The following is a 19,501-nucleotide window of genomic DNA, read 5'->3' on the forward strand; positions in this document are numbered from 1 at the left end:
CACATCTCGGGCAGGACTTACTTTTAACGATTACAACTGATTTTTATTGAGGGGTATTTTAAAGACAACTTACACAGTAAAACCCTATCTCGTTACGAAATGGGGCTTTGCTGTGTACTCACCTCAGTTGTACCTTACGCTTCCTGCTCCATACTCATCTCCTCAGCCACTTCCGTTGCATAGGCATCCGTTGGGACGCAGGAGCAGACGAGGTTCCGGTCGCCGTAGGCCGAGTCGATCCGGCTGACGCTTGGCCAGAATTTGCGGGCGCGAACCTGAGGCAATGGGTAAACGGCTTTTTCACGGCTGTAGGGCCGGTTCCAGTCATCGGCCAGTGCTACAGCCGCCGTGTGAGGGGCGTGTTTCAGAACATTGTTGGTGCGGTCAGCTACGCCAGTCTCAATCTCGCGGATTTCATTGCGAATGGCGATCATGGCGTCGCAGAAGCGGTCGAGTTCGGCTTTCGATTCCGATTCAGTTGGCTCAATCATCATCGTACCCGCTACCGGAAACGATACCGTCGGGGCGTGAAAACCGTAGTCCATTAACCGCTTGGCAATATCTTCGACCTCAACACCCACCGCCGATTTGAACGGGCGGCAGTCGATAATCATCTCGTGGGCCGCGCGGCCGTTTTTCCCAGTGTAGAGGGTATCATAATGGCCATCCAACCGTGCTCTGATGTAGTTAGCGTTCAAAATAGCCCGCTTCGTCGCATTGGTCAGACCCTCACCGCCCATCATGGCAATGTAGGCGTACGAAATTGTGAGGATACTGGCTGACCCGTACGGAGCTGCCGACACCGCGCCCTGACCTTCGACTTGTAGCCCTTCACCCATTTTAGGCGCAGGTAAGTCAACATGACCCGGCAGGAACGGCACCAACTGCGACGCGACGCCGATAGGGCCCATCCCAGGCCCACCCCCGCCGTGGGGAATGCAGAACGTTTTGTGCAGGTTCAGGTGACAAACGTCCGCGCCAATGGCGGCTGGTGAGGTGACTCCGACTTGCGCGTTCATGTTTGCGCCATCCATGTACACCTGTCCACCGTGCTGGTGAATGGTGGCGCAGATTTCCCTGATGCTTTCTTCAAACACGCCATGCGTCGACGGATAAGTTACCATCAGACACGACAGATCATTGCTATGCTGTTCGGCTTTGGCAGTCAGGTCAGCTACGTCGATGTTGCCCCGCTCGTCGCACTTGACAATGACGACTTTCATCCCGGCCATCACTGCGCTGGCGGGGTTAGTGCCGTGTGCCGACTGCGGAATCAGGGCGATGTTGCGATGGTGCTCGTTCCGACTTTCGTGATACGCCCGGATCACCATCAGCCCTGCATATTCGCCCTGTGCCCCGGAGTTGGGTTGCAGTGACATAGCTGCAAAACCCGTGATCTCGCAGAGCCAAGTGTTCAGATCAGCAAAAAGCTGCTGATAACCCAATGTCTGGTCTTTCGGCGCGAAGGGGTGAATCTGGCCGAACTCGGGCCACGTGACGGGTATCATCTCGGCCGTGGCGTTCAGCTTCATGGTACAGCTACCAAGGGCGATCATGGAATGAACCAGCGAGAGGTCTTTTTCTTCCAGTGACTTCAGATACCGCAACATCTCATGTTCGGTATGGTGCGTATTGAAAACGGGATGCGATAGGTAGTTCGACTGACGAATGAGCCGCTCCGGCCACGTGATTGCCAACTCGTCCACAATCGCGTCAAGGTCCGCTTTTACACTGAAGACCGTCAGCAGTTCCGATACGTCGTGCAAAGTTTTGGCTTCATCGAAGGAAACGCTGACGTGCTGACCATCGGCCGCATACCGCAGATTAAGCTGAGCCGCTTTTGCCGACTTCTTCAGCGATTCGACATCACTTACTTTTATCGTGACCGTGTCGAAGTAGTTCTCCGTGCTCACCTCGTGGCCGTTCCAGCGCAGGGCGGTGGCGAATACTTTAGTCAGCCCGTGGACGCGCTCGCCGATCTCCCGGAGCCGCTCGGGACCGTGGTAAACGGCGTAGCTACCCGCCATAACGGCCAATAACACCTGTGCGGTGCAGATGTTGGACGTTGCTTTCTCGCGCCGGATGTGCTGTTCACGAGTTTGCAGGGCCATCCGCAGGGCGGGCTTTCCCTGCGCATCTACCGATACGCCGATGATACGGCCGGGAATCTGCCGTTTGAAAGCGTCGCGCGTGGCAAAGAAGGCCGCATGTGGGCCACCGTAGCCCATCGGTACGCCAAACCGCTGCGCCGACCCAACTACCACGTCAGCACCCATTTCGCCGGGAGGAGTCAGCAGCGTCAAGGCCAGCAGGTCAGCGGCAACGGCAACGGTGATGTTCAGTTCGTGAGCCGCCGTGATCAGATCCGTGTAATCGAACACCTCACCGTCGGAAGCCGGATATTGCAACAGAACGGCGAAAAGAGCAGCGTTCGTGAGGTCGGCGATGCGGTGGTCGCCCACAATTACCTCAATGTTGAGGGGCGTGGCACGGGTGCGGACCACGTCGATAGTTTGCGGGTGGCACCGTTCCGAGACAAAAATGGCGCTCGCAGCTTTCTTCGCGGTCGGTCGCTGACCGTAGAGCATCGTCATCGCTTCGGCGGCAGCGGTGGCTTCGTCCAGCAACGATGCGTTGGCGATGGGCAAGCCAGTGAGATCACAAACAACGGTTTGAAAATTCAGCAGCGCTTCGAGCCGTCCCTGAGCAATTTCGGCTTGGTAGGGCGTATAGGCCGTGTACCAGGCGGGATTTTCGAGAATATTACGCAAAATGACGTTCGGCGTAATCGTGTCATAATAGCCCGTACCGATGTATGATTTGAACACCTTGTTTTGATTGGCCAGCTTTCTAAAATCTGCCAGGAACTGCATTTCCGATTTTGGCGCGGGCAGATTAAGCGGGCGCGGAAGCCGGATGGCGGCTGGCACGGTCTGGTCGATGAGCTGGTCGATAGAATCAAGGCCAATCGTCGTTAGCATCTGGGTGAGAGCCCTGTCGGTCTGGCTGGAGCGCTGGCCGTCGGAGTGCCGACCACCATGATGGCGGTCTTCAAAAAAGTCTGTTTGCTGAAGGGTTAATTTCATGCCGGGAAGTGCCGCGTTTTCGTTTAGATGAAAACTCAAAATTACGGCAGAAGGTGCGAACTCCGGTAAAACTTGCGAGTATTGTGGTACAGTATTTGCCTACCCCTTGTCAATGATTATGTCAGACAGCCCACTCGTATCGGTTATCATGCCCGTTTATAATGGGGAGCGGTATTTGGCGCAGGCAATTGAAAGCGTACTGTCGCAGTCGTATCGGCAACTGGAACTGTTAATTTTAGATAATGGATCGTCCGATGGCACGGCTACCATCATCGCGGACTATGCCCGGCGTGACCAACGCGTACGACCACTTTGGGAACCAACCCCGTTAGGCTACGGGGGTGAAATAGCCAGTAACGTAGCATCTCGCTGGGCTAAAGGCGCATTCATTGCTAAACTCGACGCCGATGACGTAGCTATGCCCGACCGGTTGACCAAGCAAGTCGACTACCTGATAGCCAATCCTGATGTATTTCTGGTTGGCAGCCAGTTAACACTCATTGATCAGTTGGGCCGGATTACGGGTACGCGGAAATATCCAGTTACGCACGAGGAAATCTATCATGAGTTTTACCTCCGGTTTCCGATTGCTAACCCGGCCGTGATGTATCGAAATGAGCTGAACGCGGATTTGTACCAGATTCGGTTCAGTCACTTTAATGACTATTACAGTCTTTTCCGGCTAATGCGGGCGGGGTATCGAATGTACAACTTACCGGAGTCATTAACGGCCTACCGTATCCATACGACAAACACTGTGTTCACTAACCTTCGGGCTAAGTGGCGCAGTAATGTAGCAATCAAGCAAAGTTTCATTCGTGAGTTTGGCTACGTAGCGCCCTGGTGGCACCGGGCTAAAATAGCGGCCATCACGAGTGCGATCAACCTGCTTCCCGAAAAAGTTCTCGTTAAATCAATGAACAAAGCCCGTCAGCTAATCAACGCTTAATCTACTATGGTCGGACGCATTCTTAAAGTCGGCTCGCAAATCGTTTGGGGCGGAATGAAGGCAACGCCCGCTTACATAAGCGATTATTTTACACTGAAGAAGCAACTAAACGGTCACTCGGACTTTCCGATCCGTAGTTACTATCCGGCTCTCTTCGACCGGTACGCCGAGAGTGGACTATTGGTGAAACACTACTTCCTACAGGACCTGTACGTGGCTCAGCGTATTTTTAAAAATAATCCAGTCAAGCACGTTGACATTGGCTCCCGCATTGACGGATTTGTTGGTCACGTTGCGTCGTATCGGCCGGTAGAAATCGTCGATATCCGACCACTGACCCGACCTATTCCCAACGTCAGTTTTCGGCAGGCGGATTTGATGAACTTACCCGCAGACCTGATTCATTCAACTGATTCTATTTCGGCTCTGCACGCCATCGAACACTTTGGTCTGGGCCGCTACGGCGATCCAATTGATGCCAATGGCCACCTTAAAGCACTGGACAATATCCGGCAGATTGTCAAGCCGGGTGGAACGTTCTATTTTTCGTCGCCTATCGGTCCGCAGGGAATCGTTTACAATGCCCACCGGGTGTTCTCGGTGAGCTACCTCATCAACTTGTTTGAGCCCCATTATACAATAGAGCGATTCTCGTACATTGATGATGACGAACAGTTTGTAGAAAACGCCGATTGGCATTCGGCCGCCGTTCAAACTAATTTCGGCTGTAGTTACGGCTGTGGTATTTTTGAGATGACCAGACGAATTGACTAAACGCATGAAGAAATTTCTGCAATGGCTGCTGGCTCCTATCCGTATTACGCTGCTTCAGCCCGTCTACGAAAAACTGTACATGTTCACGCTATACGCGATGAATTACGGCGGTGGCTCCTTTACGGACGACAGCGGAGAAAAGTACGTTGTTAGCTACCTCGCCCGCAAAACGGCCGGGCAACCCAGTCCGGTTACAATCTTCGACGTGGGAGCTAACGTAGGCAGTTACGCCCGTCTGTTGCTGAACGGACTGGACGGGCGGGCAACCATTCATTGCTTCGAACCATCGTATGCTACTTACCAGACGTTGGCCCGGAATGTGCCCGAGCCGAACGTCGAAAAACATAACATAGGCCTGAGTGACCGGGTTGGGGAACTGGCTCTGTATACCGACGCTGAGCAGTCGGGTATGACATCGGTGTACGAGCGCGATTTGCAACACATCAACCTGTCATTTTCTCAGCACGAAGTGGCTACTTTCAGCACGGTCGATGAGTTCTCGGCCCACCAAACTATTACTCACATCGATTTATTGAAAATCGACGTGGAAGGGCACGAACTGGCCGTTTTGCGGGGAGCCAGCCGGATGATTGAGGAGCAGCGTATCCGTTTGATCCAGTTTGAATTTGGCGGCACCAGCATCGACTCACGGACCTACTTCCGGGATTTCTGGCAGTTGCTCTCACCCAATTATACGCTGTATCGGATCGTGGGAAACGGCTTGCGCCGGATTGACACGTATTCTGAATTTCTCGAAATCTTCGTCACCGTTAATTTTCTGGCCGAACGCCGGTGAGCAGCCAATCTATATCCAGCCAACGTGTATGATCATCTCTGTTCTGGCCGGTGGATTGGGCAATCAGTTGTTCCAGTACGCGTTTGGTTTTCGACTGGCCCGGCAATGCCAGACCGAGCTTCGGCTGGAGCGGCATTTGCTGGAGAGCCGGTTGCTGGCCCGGCTCCGTCAGTACACGCCCCGCCACTATGAACTCAACGCCTTTACCATTAAGCCGACGGACGCTTCTCCGTACGATGTAATGCGGTGCCTGAGCCGTATGCTGCTACCTGGCCAACGAGCCATTCTGTTACGTGATTCTGACCCGGATGTCTCCCCGTGCTTTGACGGCCAAACGCAGGATGTCCTGTGCTTCGGTTATTGGCAGTCTGAAGATTATTTCAAATCAGAAGCGGAGGCTCTTCGGCAGCAACTGACTTTTCGGCAACGCCCCTCTGATTTAACATTAACCATTGCCGACGCTGTTCTTTCGGCTCCCAATGCTACGTTTGTTCATGTTCGCCGGGGCGACTATGTGGCCAATCCAATCGCTAATCAGCATCACGGCGTTTGTGGCGTAGATTATTACCATCGGTCGATCAAATACCTGCACGAACGGGTATCCGGCGCTCAATTTTTCGTGTTTTCGGACGACCACGACTGGGTAAAACAGGCATTGGGCCACTTGATTCAGCCTGCTACATTTGTCGAACACAACACGGGAGTCGATAACTGGCAGGATATGTACCTGATGAGTTTGTGCCGCCACGCTATCGTAGCGAATAGCTCATTCAGTTGGTGGGGGGCCTGGCTTAATCCCGCAACCGACCGGGTCGTGGTAGCCCCGCGCCAATGGTTTGCCGCCGATACGTCAACTTACCCTGCGGTTGTGCCTCCCCACTGGATTAGCTTATAATCAAACCTCTTTTACCATTATGATTCGTCAATTAGTAGCTCCTTACTGGCACACGTTCTATGATCGAATGATGGCTGGTCGCCGTGAAAAGTTCTACAAAACATTAATCAAGCCCGGCGACCTGTGTTTCGACGTCGGGGCTAACATTGGCAACCGAACGGCCATTTTTCTTAACCTCAACGCTAAAGTCGTTGCTGTAGAGCCGCAGCCTACCTGTGTCCAGACCCTTACCCGCCGGTTTAGTAATCAGATCAAGATCGTGCCCAAAGGATTAGGGTCCGAAGAAGGTCAGTTACCCATCCATATTGGCAGTAACAGTACGTTATCGAGCTTTTCGGAGGAGTGGATTGATAATGTGCAGGATCGTTTCGCCAATTACAAGTGGACCGAAACCCTTATGGTTCCTATAACAACCCTCGATCAACTGATTGCGACGTATGGCGTACCGGCTTTTTGCAAGATTGACGTAGAGGGGTTTGAATTGCAGGTATTACGAGGGTTAACGCAGCCCATCCCGATGCTTTCGCTCGAGTATGCTGTCCCTGAGGCCAAAAACAACTTAGTAGCGGCTATTGATTTGCTTGGTTCGCTTACTACGGATGTTCGTTTTAATTACTCCCCCGGCGAAAGTATGCGCATGGCATTACCCGAGTTCACTTCATTGTCAGCGTTTAAGCAACTCATCAACTCGCATGATTTTGAGAAAACGCTGTTTGGCGATGTGTACGTTAAAAGCAGTACGTAATTAAGTCGTCCCTACTTTCGCTTTATGGGCCGTAACCGGAGCGCGGTGATTCTTGATGGCGTTTTGCCGGATAATCTGTGTTAGAATCGTATCGTGCTGAAGTAATCGACGGTATAATACCGCAATAAGCAGGAGGAAGCCCGTAAACAAAAGGTAAAATACTAAGTCGACCCCCCGGCCCACACCCATCACCGTGGCCAGATACACCGGCAAAATAGGAACTGCCACAAATAAGATACCTGTGAAAACAATTGCAATAAAAAACAGGCGGTATAGCAACCGATTGCGAAACAAACGCAGCGAAGCAACCGCTACCACCAGCAATAAAGCAGATAGTAATAACTGAATAGGGGTCAATGTGAATTGAATATCAGCCGTCATTAGCGGAAATATTTATTGATAAAAACGTCGATTAGAATGTCGAGGGCACCCTGCCAGCGTTGCCCTTTTACCTGCGAATACTCGGAGTAAACGATGTGCGTCGGACATTCGACATAACGCAGTTTCTGCCGCCGGATGTGCATGAGTATTTCTGATGCGTGGGCCATCCGGTTTTCTTTTAGTTGAATAGCTCGCAACGCCTGCCGATTCATAACCCGAAAGCCATTGTGCGCGTCGGAGAGCCACAAACCCGTCAATAATCCGTTAACAACCCGGGCCACCCGCAGCAGCAAACGCCGTAAGCGAGGTATGGCCAGGAGATCGTCCTGCCGCATAAATCGCGACCCCAGCACGACATCGACCTTTTGGTTTTTCAGCACGGTGATAAACCGGTCAATATCCGCCGGATTGTGCTGGCCGTCGGCATCAAAATGGACCACAATATCGGCCCCCTGCTGAAGCGCGAAATCCATACCGGTCTGCAAAGCGGCTCCCTGCCCAAGATTGATGTCGTGACGCAGATAATGGATCGGCAAATCACGCACGGCGTTGGCGGTATCATCGGTGGAGGCATCGTCGATGAGCACAATATGGTATTGATTGGCCAGCGACCGAATGGTCTGGCGAATGACCTTACCTTCGTTAAAGGATGGTATCAGAATAAAAATCTGGTCAGTCATTGGTCCGGTAGATTTCAATGTTGCCCATTTTTGCCATTTGCTTCATGCAACGAATTTCGACCGGCTGGGGCGTTCGGTCAAAAATAATATAACGCACGTTGAGCGATCTGAGTTTGGGCGAGCAGGGGTCAATCCCGACTTGATAACCATCCTCAAAACCGTTCTGTATCAGCACTGTATCGGGATGAGCGGGATCAATGTACGTACTATAAATGGCATGTGCGTAACGATTGTAGGCAGAGTCCCGCCGGGCGGTTGGGTCCAGTACGCGCATCGTTTTGAAATCGGGTTGGTTTTTTACCCCGCTCAACTGATTAACTCCCGTAGCCGTAACCAGATAAGTAATGTACTGACTACCCAGCACAACCCACCGGGCTTCGGGCTCTTCTAAATGCAGTTCCCGAACTTTCCTGTACAGCGCGTTATCAATAATGGGGCTCATTCCTTTTCCCATCGGGTTGATTTTCAGGTTAGGCAGCGTAAATAAAACAACAGCCCCCACAACCGCGATTTCTTTATACTTGAAATTGACAACCGGGAGCAACAGAAAATTGAGAGCCATGAAAAACAGAGTGGGCAGAAACAACTGATGAGATTTGTAAGTACCCTGCGCATCGTCCAGATTTAACCAGGCGGTATACACCATAAAACCAACCACACCCACCGAGAGCAGGGTCGCTACCGACCCGCTGACTGTGATTTTCCTCGTTTGGATGTAGCTAAGGTAGAGCACGGCCAACACAACGTTACCAATACCAAATGGAATTTGCGTTCGTCGGGTTGGACTGACATCAAGGAGCGTTGCTTTAGCTAAAAAGGAAGGAAAACCAACTTCAATCCAGAGGAGAAGGAGAAGGACATAGCCTAAAATTAGGGCCAGTAAGGGATCAACTTTTCGAGTGCGGGCGAAGTAGATCGGTATACTAACGGCGATGACGGGCGTAAATGTGATGAAGTGCGACAGTTCGCATATGTTAAGCCAAGTCTTCGGAAATTGCTGATCATTGAGCAGCCAACCGGCAAAATATTCAGAGAACCAGTTGGCCACAAAACCAGTCCCACCAGTCTCGCTTCGTTTACCTGGGTAAACCGTATTGGACATCACATCAATGGTTGATTTGGCATCTAAGTAATAGGCATAGAACACGACGCCCATCACGGCGAAAGCAAGCGCGAACACACCCAATTTTAGCCATACCTTGCTCAACAGCAGTTGTTTGTTATAATGCCGCCAAGTGTAGCCAATCAGCAAAAACAAGAGCAGATAACCCAACGGTACCTGGTAGGGCGGGTAAAGCGTTAGGGCAAACATGGAAAAACACCAGAAGAACACCACCCCCGCAATAAGTATGGTTCGGGTTTTGGTAGAAAAAAACAGGTAAGCCGAAGCCACCACCATACCAAACCCAGCGTAAATACTGGTCAGCAGAAAGAACGACCACCACGCCAGGCCCGGCGAAAAAATCAGCCAGATCGTTCCCAACACGGAGAGCCAGAACTGGTTGCGGGTCAGAAGCATGAAGGCCAGCATGACGGAAATGATCCCAAAACAAAGAATGAAGTTCCAGCGCCAGGCAAAGCCATGCTCAATGTCGAACAGGTAGAAACCCCAATAGTCGGGTCGAAAAAAAGAAATGAAGTGATTAATGGGAAAGTAGCCGACCAGTGCCACCTTTTCGCCACCAATGGCCGGATTTTCAAGCGGAAAACCCTGATGGGCCTGCGACAGCATGAAAGGAGCCAAAATAGCCCACTCATCCATTCTTATTTGCTTCGGCGTTCCCAAAACAATACCCCGCTTAGCATCGGCCCCGTCGGGAATAACCGTGTTCCACATGCCAATGGACGAATAATTGATCTTCGCCAGGGTCAGCAGAATGAACAATCCTATGCAAATTCCGATGAACCACTTTACCCGCTTATCGAACCGAATTAACTCGAAAGGCCGTTCAGCTTCGGGTAATTCAACGGGCTTAGGCGGGGCTGCGGGCTGCGAACGAACCGGCGTGGGCGGGGTGTAAGGCGGGGTTGATCGGCTGGGCGAAGGCGGTCGTCGTTCCGGCACGGCCGATGCGATGGGCTGACCTTTCCTTTTTTTCGACATGAGCGGGTCTACGGAAGGATTATTGTATGGGTTAAGCAATACGAACAGGTACGCAAAAATCAAAACTACCAATACCGTGCCAGATCTGCCAGTAGGAAACGGTCTGTTTACAAAAATACCTAATTTGCCCGCATGATTAAACGAATCGTCCGGCAGGCGCTGCCAATTGGATTGGCCATTGGGTTGCTGTGGTACGTGCTGAAAGACGTTCGGCTCACCGAACTTGCCAATCAGTTCCGGCGGGCTGATTACCGCTGGCTGGCACTGGTTGGACTGCTGGTTGGTTTGTACCACCTCACGCGGGCGGCCCGCTGGCAACTTACGCTGCAGGCCCTTGGCTACCGTCCATCGCTGTTCCGAACCACCGTGGCGCTGCTGGCCGGAACATTGGCCAGCATGATTGTTCCCGGCGCGGGTGAACTGACGCGCTGCGCCACCCTCCAGCGCACCGATGGCATACCAATGGCCCAGGGGCTGGGGTCCGTCGTAGCCGAACGCGTGATTGACCTGCTCCTGCTGGCAGGACTGATTGGACTAACGCTGCTGCTGGAGTTTGACCGCGTGGGGCAGTACATTGCTAACCTACTGGCCCCAGTTCGGGCACGATTCGCTTCGGATAGCCAGTCGGGTTTATTGCTCGGTGTAGTCCTGCTTGGTGTGGGCGTAGTGGTGGGCTTGCTCTACTGGCTGGCCAGCAAACAAGCCATTCGCCAGCACCGGCTTGTGGTTCGTTTGCTGGGTATTGGGCGCGGTATGAAGCAGGGGTTTATGGGTATCCGCCAACTTCAGCGGCCGGGCCTGTTTGTAGCCCTCACGCTGCTGACCGAGGTACTGCTGTTTTTGATTACGTACGTTCTTTTCTTCGCGTCTGACCAAACAAAGACGTTACCCCCCGTAGCTGCCCTGACGATCCTGACCATCAGTTCGCTGGGGAGCCTGGCAGCCCCAACGCAGGGTGGCCTGGGCACATACCATTTTTTGGTTAGCCGGGTGCTGATGCTCTACGGCATGAACGAAACAGACGGGGTTGTTGTCGCTACGTTTCTGCACGCGGTTCAAGTGGGGTTTTCGCTCCTGTTCAGCAGCCTGAGTTTTCTGATTGTGCCAATTCTGATTCGGCAACGGTCCCGACGGGCAGAGAGCGTACTGGATTAGTTTAATTTTTTCCCCCACTCACTTTTCCCGCCTTTGCCGGAACACCGGGCTGCGTGATCTCGAAGTTTTCTTTCTGGTTGGCGTCGGCCACCAGCGCCCGCACGTCGGCTAAGAGTTTTTTGGCATCGTAGACCACGCCGTCCTTCACCGTGTAGGTGACGCCCCCCACGCGCTCTACTTCGTTTTTGTCGGTCAGGTGAATGGCCCCCGTACCGTACAGCGTTTTCAAATTAGCCAGCGGGTTTTCTTTCACGATCACAAAATCGGCTAATTTCCCTACCTCTACCGAACCAATCTGATCGGCCATACCGAGGGCTTCGGCTCCTTTGAGCGTGGCCGCCCGGATCACTTCGAGTGGATGGAAACCCGCTTCGCGCAGCAGTTCGAGTTCGCGGATGTATGCGAAGCCGTAAAGTTGGTATATGAACCCCGAGTCGGAGCCGGTAGTGACGCGCCCACCCCGGTTTTTATATTCGTTGATGAATTGCATCCAGAGTTGATAATTCTTTTTCCAAGCCACCTCCTGCTCGGTCCCCCAATTGTGCCAGTATGACCCGTGCGAAATCCGGCTGGGACCGTAAAACCGCCACAAACTTGGCAGCGTGTAGTCATCGTGCCATTCGGCACGCCGGGCCAGCATCAGTTCGCGGTTGGCTTCGTAAATATTGAAGGTCGGGTCGAGGGTGAAATCCAGCGCAATCAGTTCGTCCATGACCTTGTTCCAGCGGTCGGTGCCAGGTTTGGCGGCTTGCTGCCAGAGATTGCCCGCCTGCTCGAACCGGTTCTGTTCGTTATTGTAATTGTAATCGGCGGGGTAATTCTGAACCGTTTTATCATCGAAGAGACTCTCAGGCAGGCCATACCAATGCTCCAGCGATGTCAGACCCGCTTTTGCCGTTGCTAAGGCGTTCATCCGGGCGACTTCCAACTGCGCATGGTGGCAGGCCGACCGCAGTCCCAGCTTCTTGTTTTCGTCCAGTGCCGCCCGGAAAACTGCCGGTTCCGCCCCAAAGAACTTGATTCCGTCGGCCCCGCGTTTGGCGTTTTGCTGCACCCAGGCGCGGGCTTGTTCGGGCGTACTGATGGGTTCCTTTGCACCCTGTCCAAATACCGTGTAGGCCAAAATGCGCGGGGCCGCAATCTCATTCCGGTTGCTTTTGGCCTTGTGTTCAAGCACCCAATCCAGCCCATTGCCACAGCTTGGGTCGCGGATGGTGGTGATACCGTGGCCGAGCCAGAGTTTAAACACGTATTCGGCGCTGGCCCCCTGCGCCTGCCCGCCAATGTGGCCGTGCATATCCACAAAGCCCGGCATCAGGTACATGCCTTCGCAGTTCAGTTCCTTATCGCCCCCGTTGGCCACCGGCCGACTTTTAGGGTCGATAGCCACGCCGGGGTAACCCACCTGTTTGATCTGCGCAATCCGGTTTTTCTCAACGACGATATCAACCGGCCCAACCGGGGGTGCACCGGTGCTGTTGATGAGCGTGACGCCCCGGATGATGAGCCGGGTATGGGGTCCATCGCCCTCACCCGTCTTCCGCAGGGGAGCTTTCACAACCTGGGCGGTGAGCGAATGAACCGTGAGGACTGACCCAATGACTAATGAGCAATGGATAATGAGGATAAGGTGACTGATGCGTGACATTGTGTCTGGACAAATCGTTTTGATTAACAGTTGTAAGATAGCCAAAACTGCCGGACTTTTGCGCAAGTAGCTTGGTTAGGCTACAAACAAACTATGAAACAGACCATTACCAAAAACTTCCTGCTGATTGTGCTGGCACTGGCGGTGGTGTTTGCCTTTGCCATGAAAGCCACCGTTTTCCAGAATCCGGCAGCGGCAACCACGCCCGCCACTCCCCCTTCGGTAGAATTCGCCAAATACTGGTTTGCGGGTAAAGCAGAACTGAACAGCTATTCGCTCGAACAGGCGCAGTATGGCGTCCTAAATCCAGGAGAAGCCGTACTCATTTTTGTGACGGAAGATTTCCGAACGGATACACAGGTGAAATCGGAAAGCCCGGACAGCCGGGATAAATCGGTGCCGGTAATGAAGACGAATATCAGCAAAAAGTTCGTGACCGGAATTTACGATTACTCGCTGTTTACATCGATTTTCACACCTATCAATAACACACTTTTTCCCAACACGTTGAAGGTGAGCATGTCAGGGCAGGAATGGTGCGGGCACAGTTATTTACAACTCAACTACGCTGCCAACGGTTACCACGTTGAGGGAAAATCGTATTTCGAGAAAGAAGTGGCGGAGAATTATGATGTCGAGAAAACGCTGCTTGAAGACGAACTATGGAATCGCATTCGACTCGACCCCAACAAACTGCCCATTGGCGAAACGCGGATGATTCCGGGTACGATGGCGGCCCGGCTGCGTCACAAACGGCTCGATCCGCTGCTGGTGAACGCTAAACTGGCCGACTACGATGGGGTGCTGTTTCCCGGCAAGCTGCTTAAATCGTACACCGTCCAATACCCCACCGACGACCGAACGCTGATGATCGTTTTCGAGCAGCCGTTTCCGCACAAAATCGTCGGCTGGGAAGAAACTTACAAGAGCAAAGACAATCTTCTGACCTCCCGGGCCGTATTGAAAAAGACGATACAGTCGGACTACTGGAACCACAACGCCCCCGCCGACACAACATTACGAGCGGAGTTATTTTCAAACCGGTAAGCCTTTGAAAACCTTGCCGGTATTGCAATCCTATGAGAATCAGCTTCACGTTTTTCCTGATACTGACGGTTTTCGCCTGCTCCAACGATGGCAAAAAAGCGGAGATCACCACCGATGAGCCAACCTACACGCTTATTTTCTTAGACAAAACCCGCAGCGTAAACGTAGACGAGTCATTCGTACGACAGAAATACCAGCAGGCGTTGACCAGCATTATTGAGGAGAACATCCGGCAGAAAGGTGATAGACTGGCAGTTTACTTCATCCACGAAAACACCGCCAAAGCCCGTGCGCTCAATCTGACGGCCCGCACCGAAATGGAAGATGTGTCGGCCACCAGTTCCACCGACCGCGAAGCGGCCAAAACCGAGTTTGATCTGGCACTGAACCGTGAGAAAACTACGATTCGGCAACGAGTCCTCCAACAATTGGTGGCGCAAAACACCGGGGCGTCGAATCAGCAGACTGACATCTGGGCCAGTCTCCCCGTGATTGAAAAAGCGACTGAAACTGGTGCGGCCGTGAAAGTCTATTACTTGAGCGATATGGTTGAGAGTGTCAAAGGACCAAACCGGCGGGATTTCCACGTGCGCCCACCCAAAGGCAGCGCTCAGGCCGACGAATGGGCTAAAGCCGACGCGAAACAATTGAAACGCTACACCATCGGTTCACCCACTATCACCATGATTCTGCCGTTCGAGCCAAACGCATCTGTACGCCAGAACAACCCGGCTGTGACGCAGTACTGGCAAACGCTGTTTGCAGAGCTGGGCGTACCAACAGTTGAAGAGGAGTAAGAAGGCGGTTAAGCTACTCATAAAGTAACTCTTTTTAGCGCACCACTTTCCTGATTGACAAACGTTTTGTACCTTTGCGGTCTTATTTTTGAGGAGGATACGCAACGTGAATGCACTACGCGACTACGACATTAACATTGTCGGGCTGGAAAACAAACGCTACGAATACGACTTCGAGTCGGACGATGCGTTTTTTGCCGCGATGGAGCAGGAACTGATCCGCAGGGGTAGTGTTCAAACGCACGTCGTGCTCGACAAATCGGAGACGATGATCCGGTTGGATTTTCACATCGTTGGTACGGTTGAACAAATTTGCGACCGCAGTCTCGATGAGTATGATGAGCAGGTCGACACGCGGCAAATGATGCTGCTTAAGTTCGGGGATCACAACGAGGAACTGAGCGACGAAATTGAACTCATCGAACGGAACACGGCAACGGTCAACGTGGCCCGCTATATTTTTGAGTTCATTAGCCTGTCACTCCCCATGAAGCGGCTTCATCCCCGTTTCCGGGACGAGGATGACCAGGATGATAAGTCGGATGTGAAGCTGATTTACAGTTCCGGTCCGGCTACCAACGATGAGAACGACGACCAGCCGACGACGGACCCCCGCTGGGCCGCCCTACGAAAACTGAACGACAACTAAACGAAGTTACAGAGTTATATGGTTGACGAGTCGTAACGTTATGATCTCTGCACCAGTCAACTCTACAACGTTACAACTACATAACTTTATAACTCAAAAGAAATGGCACACCCCAAACGACGCCACTCTAGCACCCGGCGCGACAAGCGAAGAACCCACTACAAAGCGGTACCGGTAACCCTCTCGACGGATGCCCAGACGGGCGAAGTCCACGAGCGGCATCACGCTCACGTTTTTGAAGGCAACCTGTTCTACAAAGGACAAATGCTCATTGAGAATTACGCAAAAACGGCCTAATTTTCAGTCGATTACAAGAAGTATTTCGCCGACGTCTTTCCGAAGATGGGCGCGAAATACTTTTTTATTACCCGCTACTTCCTATTTTTACGCGTACTTTTTACGGTCCGGCGTAGTCGGAAGGTGTTGAACAAACGGAGTCAATGAAAATTGCAGTGGACGCGATGGGTGGTGATTTTGCTCCTGAAGCGATTGTGGAGGGCGTACTGATGGCCGCTGCTGAAGTGCCGCAACAGGTGACAATTGTGTTGATTGGCCGAGAGGCTGTCATGCAGGCGTTACTCGAAGCGCACGGTGCCGACTCCGTAATCAATGTTGAGCTGGTCGATGCCGATGACGTTATTGATATGAGCGAACACCCGACTAAGGCTCTTTCGCAGAAACCCAATTCCAGTATTGGAGTTGGGTTTAAACTTTTGAAGGAAGGGCAGGTCGACGCTTTTTGCAGCGCAGGTAATACCGGTGCGATGCACGTGGGTGCGTTGTTCAGCATCAAATCAATTGAAGGTGTGCTGCGCCCCTGCATAGCCGGCCTGGTCCCGCAAATTACCGGCGATTATGCCGTTATGCTTGATATTGGCGCCAACGCAAACTGCAAACCCGAAGTAATGGCTCAGTTCGGGGAAATTGGCTCTATCTACGCGCAATACACATTTAACATCAGTCGGCCCCGTGTGGGTCTGATGAATATTGGCTCCGAAGCGCAGAAAGGTTCCTTAGTAGCTCAGGCTACCCATCAACTTCTGAAAGATAGCCGTCGCATCAATTTCATTGGCAACATTGAAGGAGGTGACTTTTTTGCCGGTAAAGCCGATGTTATTGTAACGGACGGATTCACCGGCAATGCGATGTACAAACTGGGCGAATCGTTTCATACGATGGCTGAACAGCGGGGAATTCAGGATGAATTCATAGCCAAAACGAACTACGAGTCCATAGGCGGAAGTCCAATCTTGGGTGTCAATGGAAATGTGATTATTGCGCACGGCGTTTCGTCACCCTTAGCCATTAAAAACATGATTAATCTGGCCATTCGGCAGGTTGAATCCAATGTTTACACGAAAATTGCACAAGCATTGAGTTAACAGTAGTCTATCAGTTGATGAGTCGGTGCGTTAGTCAGTCAATACCTTCACTTAACCAACTGGCGAACGCACCGACTCATCAACTGACCTCCCGCCCATGAGTAAAGCTGCCATAACAGGAATTTACGGTTACGTTCCCGATTATGTATTGACCAATGCTGAACTGGAGCGGATGGTAGATACGAATGACGAATGGATTACGACCCGTACGGGTATTAAAGAACGCCACATTCTTAAAGGCGAAGGCATGGGATCCTCCCACATGGGTGCCAAAGCGGTGGCCGGGCTGCTCCAGAAAACGGGCACTAAACCTGAGGAAGTGGATCTGCTCATCTGCGCAACCACCACACCCGACTACGTGTTTCCCTGCACGGCTAACCTGATTAGCGACATGGTCGGCATTCGTAACGTGGGCGGGTTCGACATTCAGGCCGCCTGTTCCGGCTTTTTGTATGCTCTCACGGTCGGGACTCAGTTCATTGAGACCGGTAAGTATCGGAAAGTTGTTATCGTGGGAGCCGATAAGATGTCGGCCATCACCGATTATACCGACCGGACAACCTGCGTTTTGTTCGGCGATGGGGCCGGGGCGGTGCTGCTCGAACCCAATGATGATGGTTACGGCGTACTTGATTCCATCATTCGTTCCGACGGGTCGGGGCAGCAGCACCTGTTGCAGAAAGCGGGAGGAAGCCGCTATCCACCAACTCACGAAACGATTGAGAAACGCTGGCATTACGTGTATCAGGACGGGCCATCGGTGTTTAAATTCGCCGTTAAAAATATGGCCGACGTGTCGGCTGAAATTATGGAGCGTAACCACCTCGCGGGTGACGATGTTGCCTGGCTGGTTCCTCATCAGGCCAACAAACGCATTATCGACGCCACGGCAAACCGAATGGGCATCAACACGGGCAAGGTGATGATGAACATTCATAAGTACGGCAACACGACGGCCGCTACCATTCCACTTTGCCTGTTTGACTACGAATCCCAATTAAACAAAGGAGACAATCTGGTGCTGGCCGCTTTTGGTGGTGGCTTCACCTGGGGAGCAGCTTACGTAAAGTGGGCCTACTAATTAATTGAATGTAAACTGATCAATGAATAATGTATAATGGGCTTCGCAGGCGAACAACCATCGGCCTATTCATTACTCATTCGGGGCCGCCCGCACGGCACATTAACTATTATTCATTAAAAAAGAATGGCAACGACCGCAGACATCCGTAATGGATTGGTTATTAACTTTAATAACGACCTGTTTCAGGTCACTGAGTTTCAGCATGTAAAGCCGGGCAAGGGTGCCGCTTTTGTGCGAACAAAAATAAAAAGCCTTACATCGGGCAAAGTGCTGGATAATACGTTTAACTCGGGCGTTACCATTTTTCCGGTGCGGGTAGAGCGTCGGAAGTTCCAGTACCTCTACAAGGACGAAGCGGGCTATAACTTTATGGATCAGGAATCGTTCGATCAGATCAACCTCGGCGAAAAACTCGTTGACGGTGCCGATCTGATGAAAGAAGGGCAGGAAGTTGAGATTTTGATCAACGCCGACAGCGACACGCCCTTGTCGTGCGAACTGCCGCCATTCGTTGAACTCGAAGTTACTTACGCCGAACCGGGTATCAAGGGTGATACGGCCAATAGTCCCAAAAAGCGGATTGAGGTGGAATCGGGGGCCAAAATTATGGTGCCACTTTTCATCGAATCGGGTCAGAAAATTCGGATCGATACCCGCACCCGGGATTACGTAGAACGGGTGAAATAATTAAATGAAGTCGTAAGTCAGTAAGTCGCAGAAGTCGTAAGTGGCTGGCGCAAGAGTTGCTTACGACCTCTGCGACTTACTGACTTACGACTACTTTTATGGATACAAAGGACATACAACAACTAATCGACTTCATTTCCCAATCGGGGCTGGATGAGGTAAACATTGAAACAAGCGGCCTGAAAATCAGCGTCAAGCGATACGGCTCAGGCATGTCGGCTGCTGCCGCCGTTGCGGCACCGGTTCAGGCAGTGGCCGCTCCGGCACTCGTAGCCGCAGCGGCTCCGCAACCAGCGGCACCAGCCGCTGCGGCCGCTCCCCAAGCTGATACCTCAGCCTATGCCACCATCAAGTCGCCGATGATCGGAACATTCTACCGGTCGGCTACGCCCGATTCGCCGTTGTTCGTCGAAGTAGGTGACAGCATCAGTGACGGTAAAGTGGTTTGTATTATTGAAGCTATGAAGCTTTTCAACGAAATTGAGTCGGAAATATCAGGCCGGATCGTGAAGGTACTTGTTGAAAACGCGACGCCGGTGGAGTACGATCAGCCGCTGTTTTTGGTAGAACCCATTTAATTTAATTGGTGAATGAGTGAATGAGTGAATGGCGAATTTTTCTCAGGAATCATTCGCTCATTCA

Annotated in this window: 19 protein-coding genes; 14 read left to right on the top strand and 5 right to left on the bottom strand. The window is 52.2% G+C overall.

Annotated features, from left to right (window positions below):
- Positions 1-134: 134 nt before the first annotated feature.
- The gene (gcvP, locus tag ACYVHB_RS12960) at positions 135-3,086 is read right to left on the bottom strand and encodes an aminomethyl-transferring glycine dehydrogenase (protein WP_461052164.1); all 2,952 of its coding nucleotides are present in this window, start codon (positions 3,084-3,086) and stop codon (positions 135-137) included.
- Positions 3,087-3,198: 112 nt separating this feature from the next.
- Between gcvP and ACYVHB_RS12965 the strand changes: the two genes are divergently transcribed.
- The 5 genes from ACYVHB_RS12965 to ACYVHB_RS12985 are packed head-to-tail and all read left to right on the top strand — an operon-like array spanning position 3,199 to position 7,245.
- Entirely contained in the window at positions 3,199-4,035 is an 837-nt protein-coding gene (locus ACYVHB_RS12965) for a glycosyltransferase family 2 protein (protein ID WP_461052165.1), read from the top strand.
- Positions 4,036-4,041: 6 nt separating this feature from the next.
- A complete protein-coding gene (locus tag ACYVHB_RS12970) occupies positions 4,042-4,809 on the top strand; it encodes a DUF268 domain-containing protein (RefSeq protein ID WP_461052166.1) in 768 nt (255 codons plus the stop codon).
- A gap of 4 nt (positions 4,810-4,813) precedes the next feature.
- The gene (locus ACYVHB_RS12975; RefSeq protein ID WP_461052167.1) at positions 4,814-5,605 is read left to right on the top strand and encodes an FkbM family methyltransferase; all 792 of its coding nucleotides are present in this window, start codon (positions 4,814-4,816) and stop codon (positions 5,603-5,605) included.
- 28 nt (positions 5,606-5,633) lie between these two features.
- Positions 5,634-6,500 (top strand): alpha-1,2-fucosyltransferase, encoded by an 867-nt coding sequence (locus ACYVHB_RS12980; protein ID WP_461052168.1) that lies wholly within the window; start codon positions 5,634-5,636, stop codon positions 6,498-6,500.
- A 19-nt stretch (positions 6,501-6,519) separates the two neighbouring features.
- Positions 6,520-7,245: an FkbM family methyltransferase gene (locus ACYVHB_RS12985; RefSeq protein WP_461052169.1), complete on the top strand. Its 726-nt coding sequence runs from the start codon at positions 6,520-6,522 to the stop codon at positions 7,243-7,245.
- Here ACYVHB_RS12985 and ACYVHB_RS12990 read toward each other — a convergent pair whose 3' ends face one another.
- The 3 genes from ACYVHB_RS12990 to ACYVHB_RS13000 are packed head-to-tail and all read right to left on the bottom strand — an operon-like array spanning position 7,246 to position 10,410.
- The gene (locus tag ACYVHB_RS12990) at positions 7,246-7,626 is read right to left on the bottom strand and encodes a DUF2304 family protein (protein ID WP_461052170.1); all 381 of its coding nucleotides are present in this window, start codon (positions 7,624-7,626) and stop codon (positions 7,246-7,248) included.
- The gene (locus ACYVHB_RS12995; RefSeq protein ID WP_461052171.1) at positions 7,626-8,306 is read right to left on the bottom strand and encodes a glycosyltransferase family 2 protein; all 681 of its coding nucleotides are present in this window, start codon (positions 8,304-8,306) and stop codon (positions 7,626-7,628) included. Before ACYVHB_RS12995 ends, ACYVHB_RS12990 begins: the two co-directional genes overlap by 1 nt.
- Positions 8,299-10,410 carry a DUF7657 domain-containing protein gene (locus ACYVHB_RS13000; RefSeq protein ID WP_461052172.1) on the bottom strand — a complete coding sequence of 704 codons (2,112 nt, stop codon included), beginning with the start codon at positions 10,408-10,410 and terminating at the stop codon, positions 8,299-8,301. The genes ACYVHB_RS12995 and ACYVHB_RS13000 overlap by 8 nt, the downstream gene beginning before the upstream one ends.
- A 132-nt stretch (positions 10,411-10,542) precedes the next feature.
- Here ACYVHB_RS13000 and ACYVHB_RS13005 point away from each other — a divergent pair, with 132 nt between their 5' ends.
- The gene (locus ACYVHB_RS13005) at positions 10,543-11,565 is read left to right on the top strand and encodes a lysylphosphatidylglycerol synthase transmembrane domain-containing protein (RefSeq protein ID WP_461052173.1); all 1,023 of its coding nucleotides are present in this window, start codon (positions 10,543-10,545) and stop codon (positions 11,563-11,565) included.
- Position 11,566: 1 nt separating this feature from the next.
- Here the strand turns inward: ACYVHB_RS13005 and ACYVHB_RS13010 are convergent, their stop codons facing one another.
- The gene (locus ACYVHB_RS13010) at positions 11,567-13,213 is read right to left on the bottom strand and encodes an amidohydrolase family protein (RefSeq protein WP_461052174.1); all 1,647 of its coding nucleotides are present in this window, start codon (positions 13,211-13,213) and stop codon (positions 11,567-11,569) included.
- A 93-nt stretch (positions 13,214-13,306) separates the two neighbouring features.
- Between ACYVHB_RS13010 and ACYVHB_RS13015 the strand changes: the two genes are divergently transcribed.
- The 8 genes from ACYVHB_RS13015 (at position 13,307) to accB (ending at position 19,437) form a co-directional block, all read left to right on the top strand.
- Positions 13,307-14,260: a hypothetical protein gene (locus tag ACYVHB_RS13015; protein ID WP_461052175.1), complete on the top strand. Its 954-nt coding sequence runs from the start codon at positions 13,307-13,309 to the stop codon at positions 14,258-14,260.
- 32 nt (positions 14,261-14,292) lie between these two features.
- Positions 14,293-15,057 (top strand): hypothetical protein, encoded by a 765-nt coding sequence (locus ACYVHB_RS13020; RefSeq protein ID WP_461052176.1) that lies wholly within the window; start codon positions 14,293-14,295, stop codon positions 15,055-15,057.
- Between the two features lie 106 nt (positions 15,058-15,163).
- Positions 15,164-15,706, top strand: a complete 543-nt coding sequence (locus ACYVHB_RS13025) for a YceD family protein (RefSeq protein ID WP_461052177.1) — start codon at positions 15,164-15,166, stop codon at positions 15,704-15,706.
- Between the two features lie 102 nt (positions 15,707-15,808).
- Positions 15,809-16,003, top strand: coding sequence for a 50S ribosomal protein L32 (rpmF, locus tag ACYVHB_RS13030; RefSeq protein ID WP_461052178.1), 195 nt, complete (start codon positions 15,809-15,811; stop codon positions 16,001-16,003).
- A gap of 143 nt (positions 16,004-16,146) precedes the next feature.
- Positions 16,147-17,088, top strand: a complete 942-nt coding sequence (gene plsX / locus ACYVHB_RS13035; protein ID WP_461052179.1) for a phosphate acyltransferase PlsX — start codon at positions 16,147-16,149, stop codon at positions 17,086-17,088.
- Between the two features lie 97 nt (positions 17,089-17,185).
- On the top strand, positions 17,186-18,169 hold the full coding sequence (locus ACYVHB_RS13040; protein WP_461052180.1) for a beta-ketoacyl-ACP synthase III: 984 nt from the start codon (positions 17,186-17,188) through the stop codon (positions 18,167-18,169).
- Between the two features lie 126 nt (positions 18,170-18,295).
- On the top strand, positions 18,296-18,859 hold the full coding sequence (gene efp / locus ACYVHB_RS13045) for an elongation factor P (RefSeq protein ID WP_461052181.1): 564 nt from the start codon (positions 18,296-18,298) through the stop codon (positions 18,857-18,859).
- Between the two features lie 98 nt (positions 18,860-18,957).
- A complete protein-coding gene (accB, locus tag ACYVHB_RS13050) occupies positions 18,958-19,437 on the top strand; it encodes an acetyl-CoA carboxylase biotin carboxyl carrier protein (RefSeq protein ID WP_461052182.1) in 480 nt (159 codons plus the stop codon).
- Positions 19,438-19,501 lie beyond the last annotated feature (64 nt).

Source organism: Spirosoma arcticum, assembly GCF_054779955.1.

Bases quoted from the DNA above. Each gene is read 5' to 3' on its own strand.
- gcvP (WP_461052164.1), bottom strand. From the start codon at position 3,086: ATGAAATTAACCCTTCAGCAAACAGACTTTTTTGAAGACCGCCATCAT.
- ACYVHB_RS12965 (WP_461052165.1), top strand. From the start codon at position 3,199: ATGATTATGTCAGACAGCCCACTCGTATCGGTTATCATGCCCGTTTAT.
- ACYVHB_RS12970 (WP_461052166.1), top strand. From the start codon at position 4,042: ATGGTCGGACGCATTCTTAAAGTCGGCTCGCAAATCGTTTGGGGCGGA.
- ACYVHB_RS12975 (WP_461052167.1), top strand. From the start codon at position 4,814: ATGAAGAAATTTCTGCAATGGCTGCTGGCTCCTATCCGTATTACGCTG.
- ACYVHB_RS12980 (WP_461052168.1), top strand. From the start codon at position 5,634: ATGATCATCTCTGTTCTGGCCGGTGGATTGGGCAATCAGTTGTTCCAG.
- ACYVHB_RS12985 (WP_461052169.1), top strand. From the start codon at position 6,520: ATGATTCGTCAATTAGTAGCTCCTTACTGGCACACGTTCTATGATCGA.
- ACYVHB_RS12990 (WP_461052170.1), bottom strand. From the start codon at position 7,626: ATGACGGCTGATATTCAATTCACATTGACCCCTATTCAGTTATTACTA.
- ACYVHB_RS12995 (WP_461052171.1), bottom strand. From the start codon at position 8,306: ATGACTGACCAGATTTTTATTCTGATACCATCCTTTAACGAAGGTAAG.
- ACYVHB_RS13000 (WP_461052172.1), bottom strand. From the start codon at position 10,410: ATGTCGAAAAAAAGGAAAGGTCAGCCCATCGCATCGGCCGTGCCGGAA.
- ACYVHB_RS13005 (WP_461052173.1), top strand. From the start codon at position 10,543: ATGATTAAACGAATCGTCCGGCAGGCGCTGCCAATTGGATTGGCCATT.
- ACYVHB_RS13010 (WP_461052174.1), bottom strand. From the start codon at position 13,213: ATGTCACGCATCAGTCACCTTATCCTCATTATCCATTGCTCATTAGTC.
- ACYVHB_RS13015 (WP_461052175.1), top strand. From the start codon at position 13,307: ATGAAACAGACCATTACCAAAAACTTCCTGCTGATTGTGCTGGCACTG.
- ACYVHB_RS13020 (WP_461052176.1), top strand. From the start codon at position 14,293: ATGAGAATCAGCTTCACGTTTTTCCTGATACTGACGGTTTTCGCCTGC.
- rpmF (WP_461052178.1), top strand. From the start codon at position 15,809: ATGGCACACCCCAAACGACGCCACTCTAGCACCCGGCGCGACAAGCGA.
- plsX (WP_461052179.1), top strand. From the start codon at position 16,147: ATGAAAATTGCAGTGGACGCGATGGGTGGTGATTTTGCTCCTGAAGCG.
- ACYVHB_RS13040 (WP_461052180.1), top strand. From the start codon at position 17,186: ATGAGTAAAGCTGCCATAACAGGAATTTACGGTTACGTTCCCGATTAT.
- efp (WP_461052181.1), top strand. From the start codon at position 18,296: ATGGCAACGACCGCAGACATCCGTAATGGATTGGTTATTAACTTTAAT.
- accB (WP_461052182.1), top strand. From the start codon at position 18,958: ATGGATACAAAGGACATACAACAACTAATCGACTTCATTTCCCAATCG.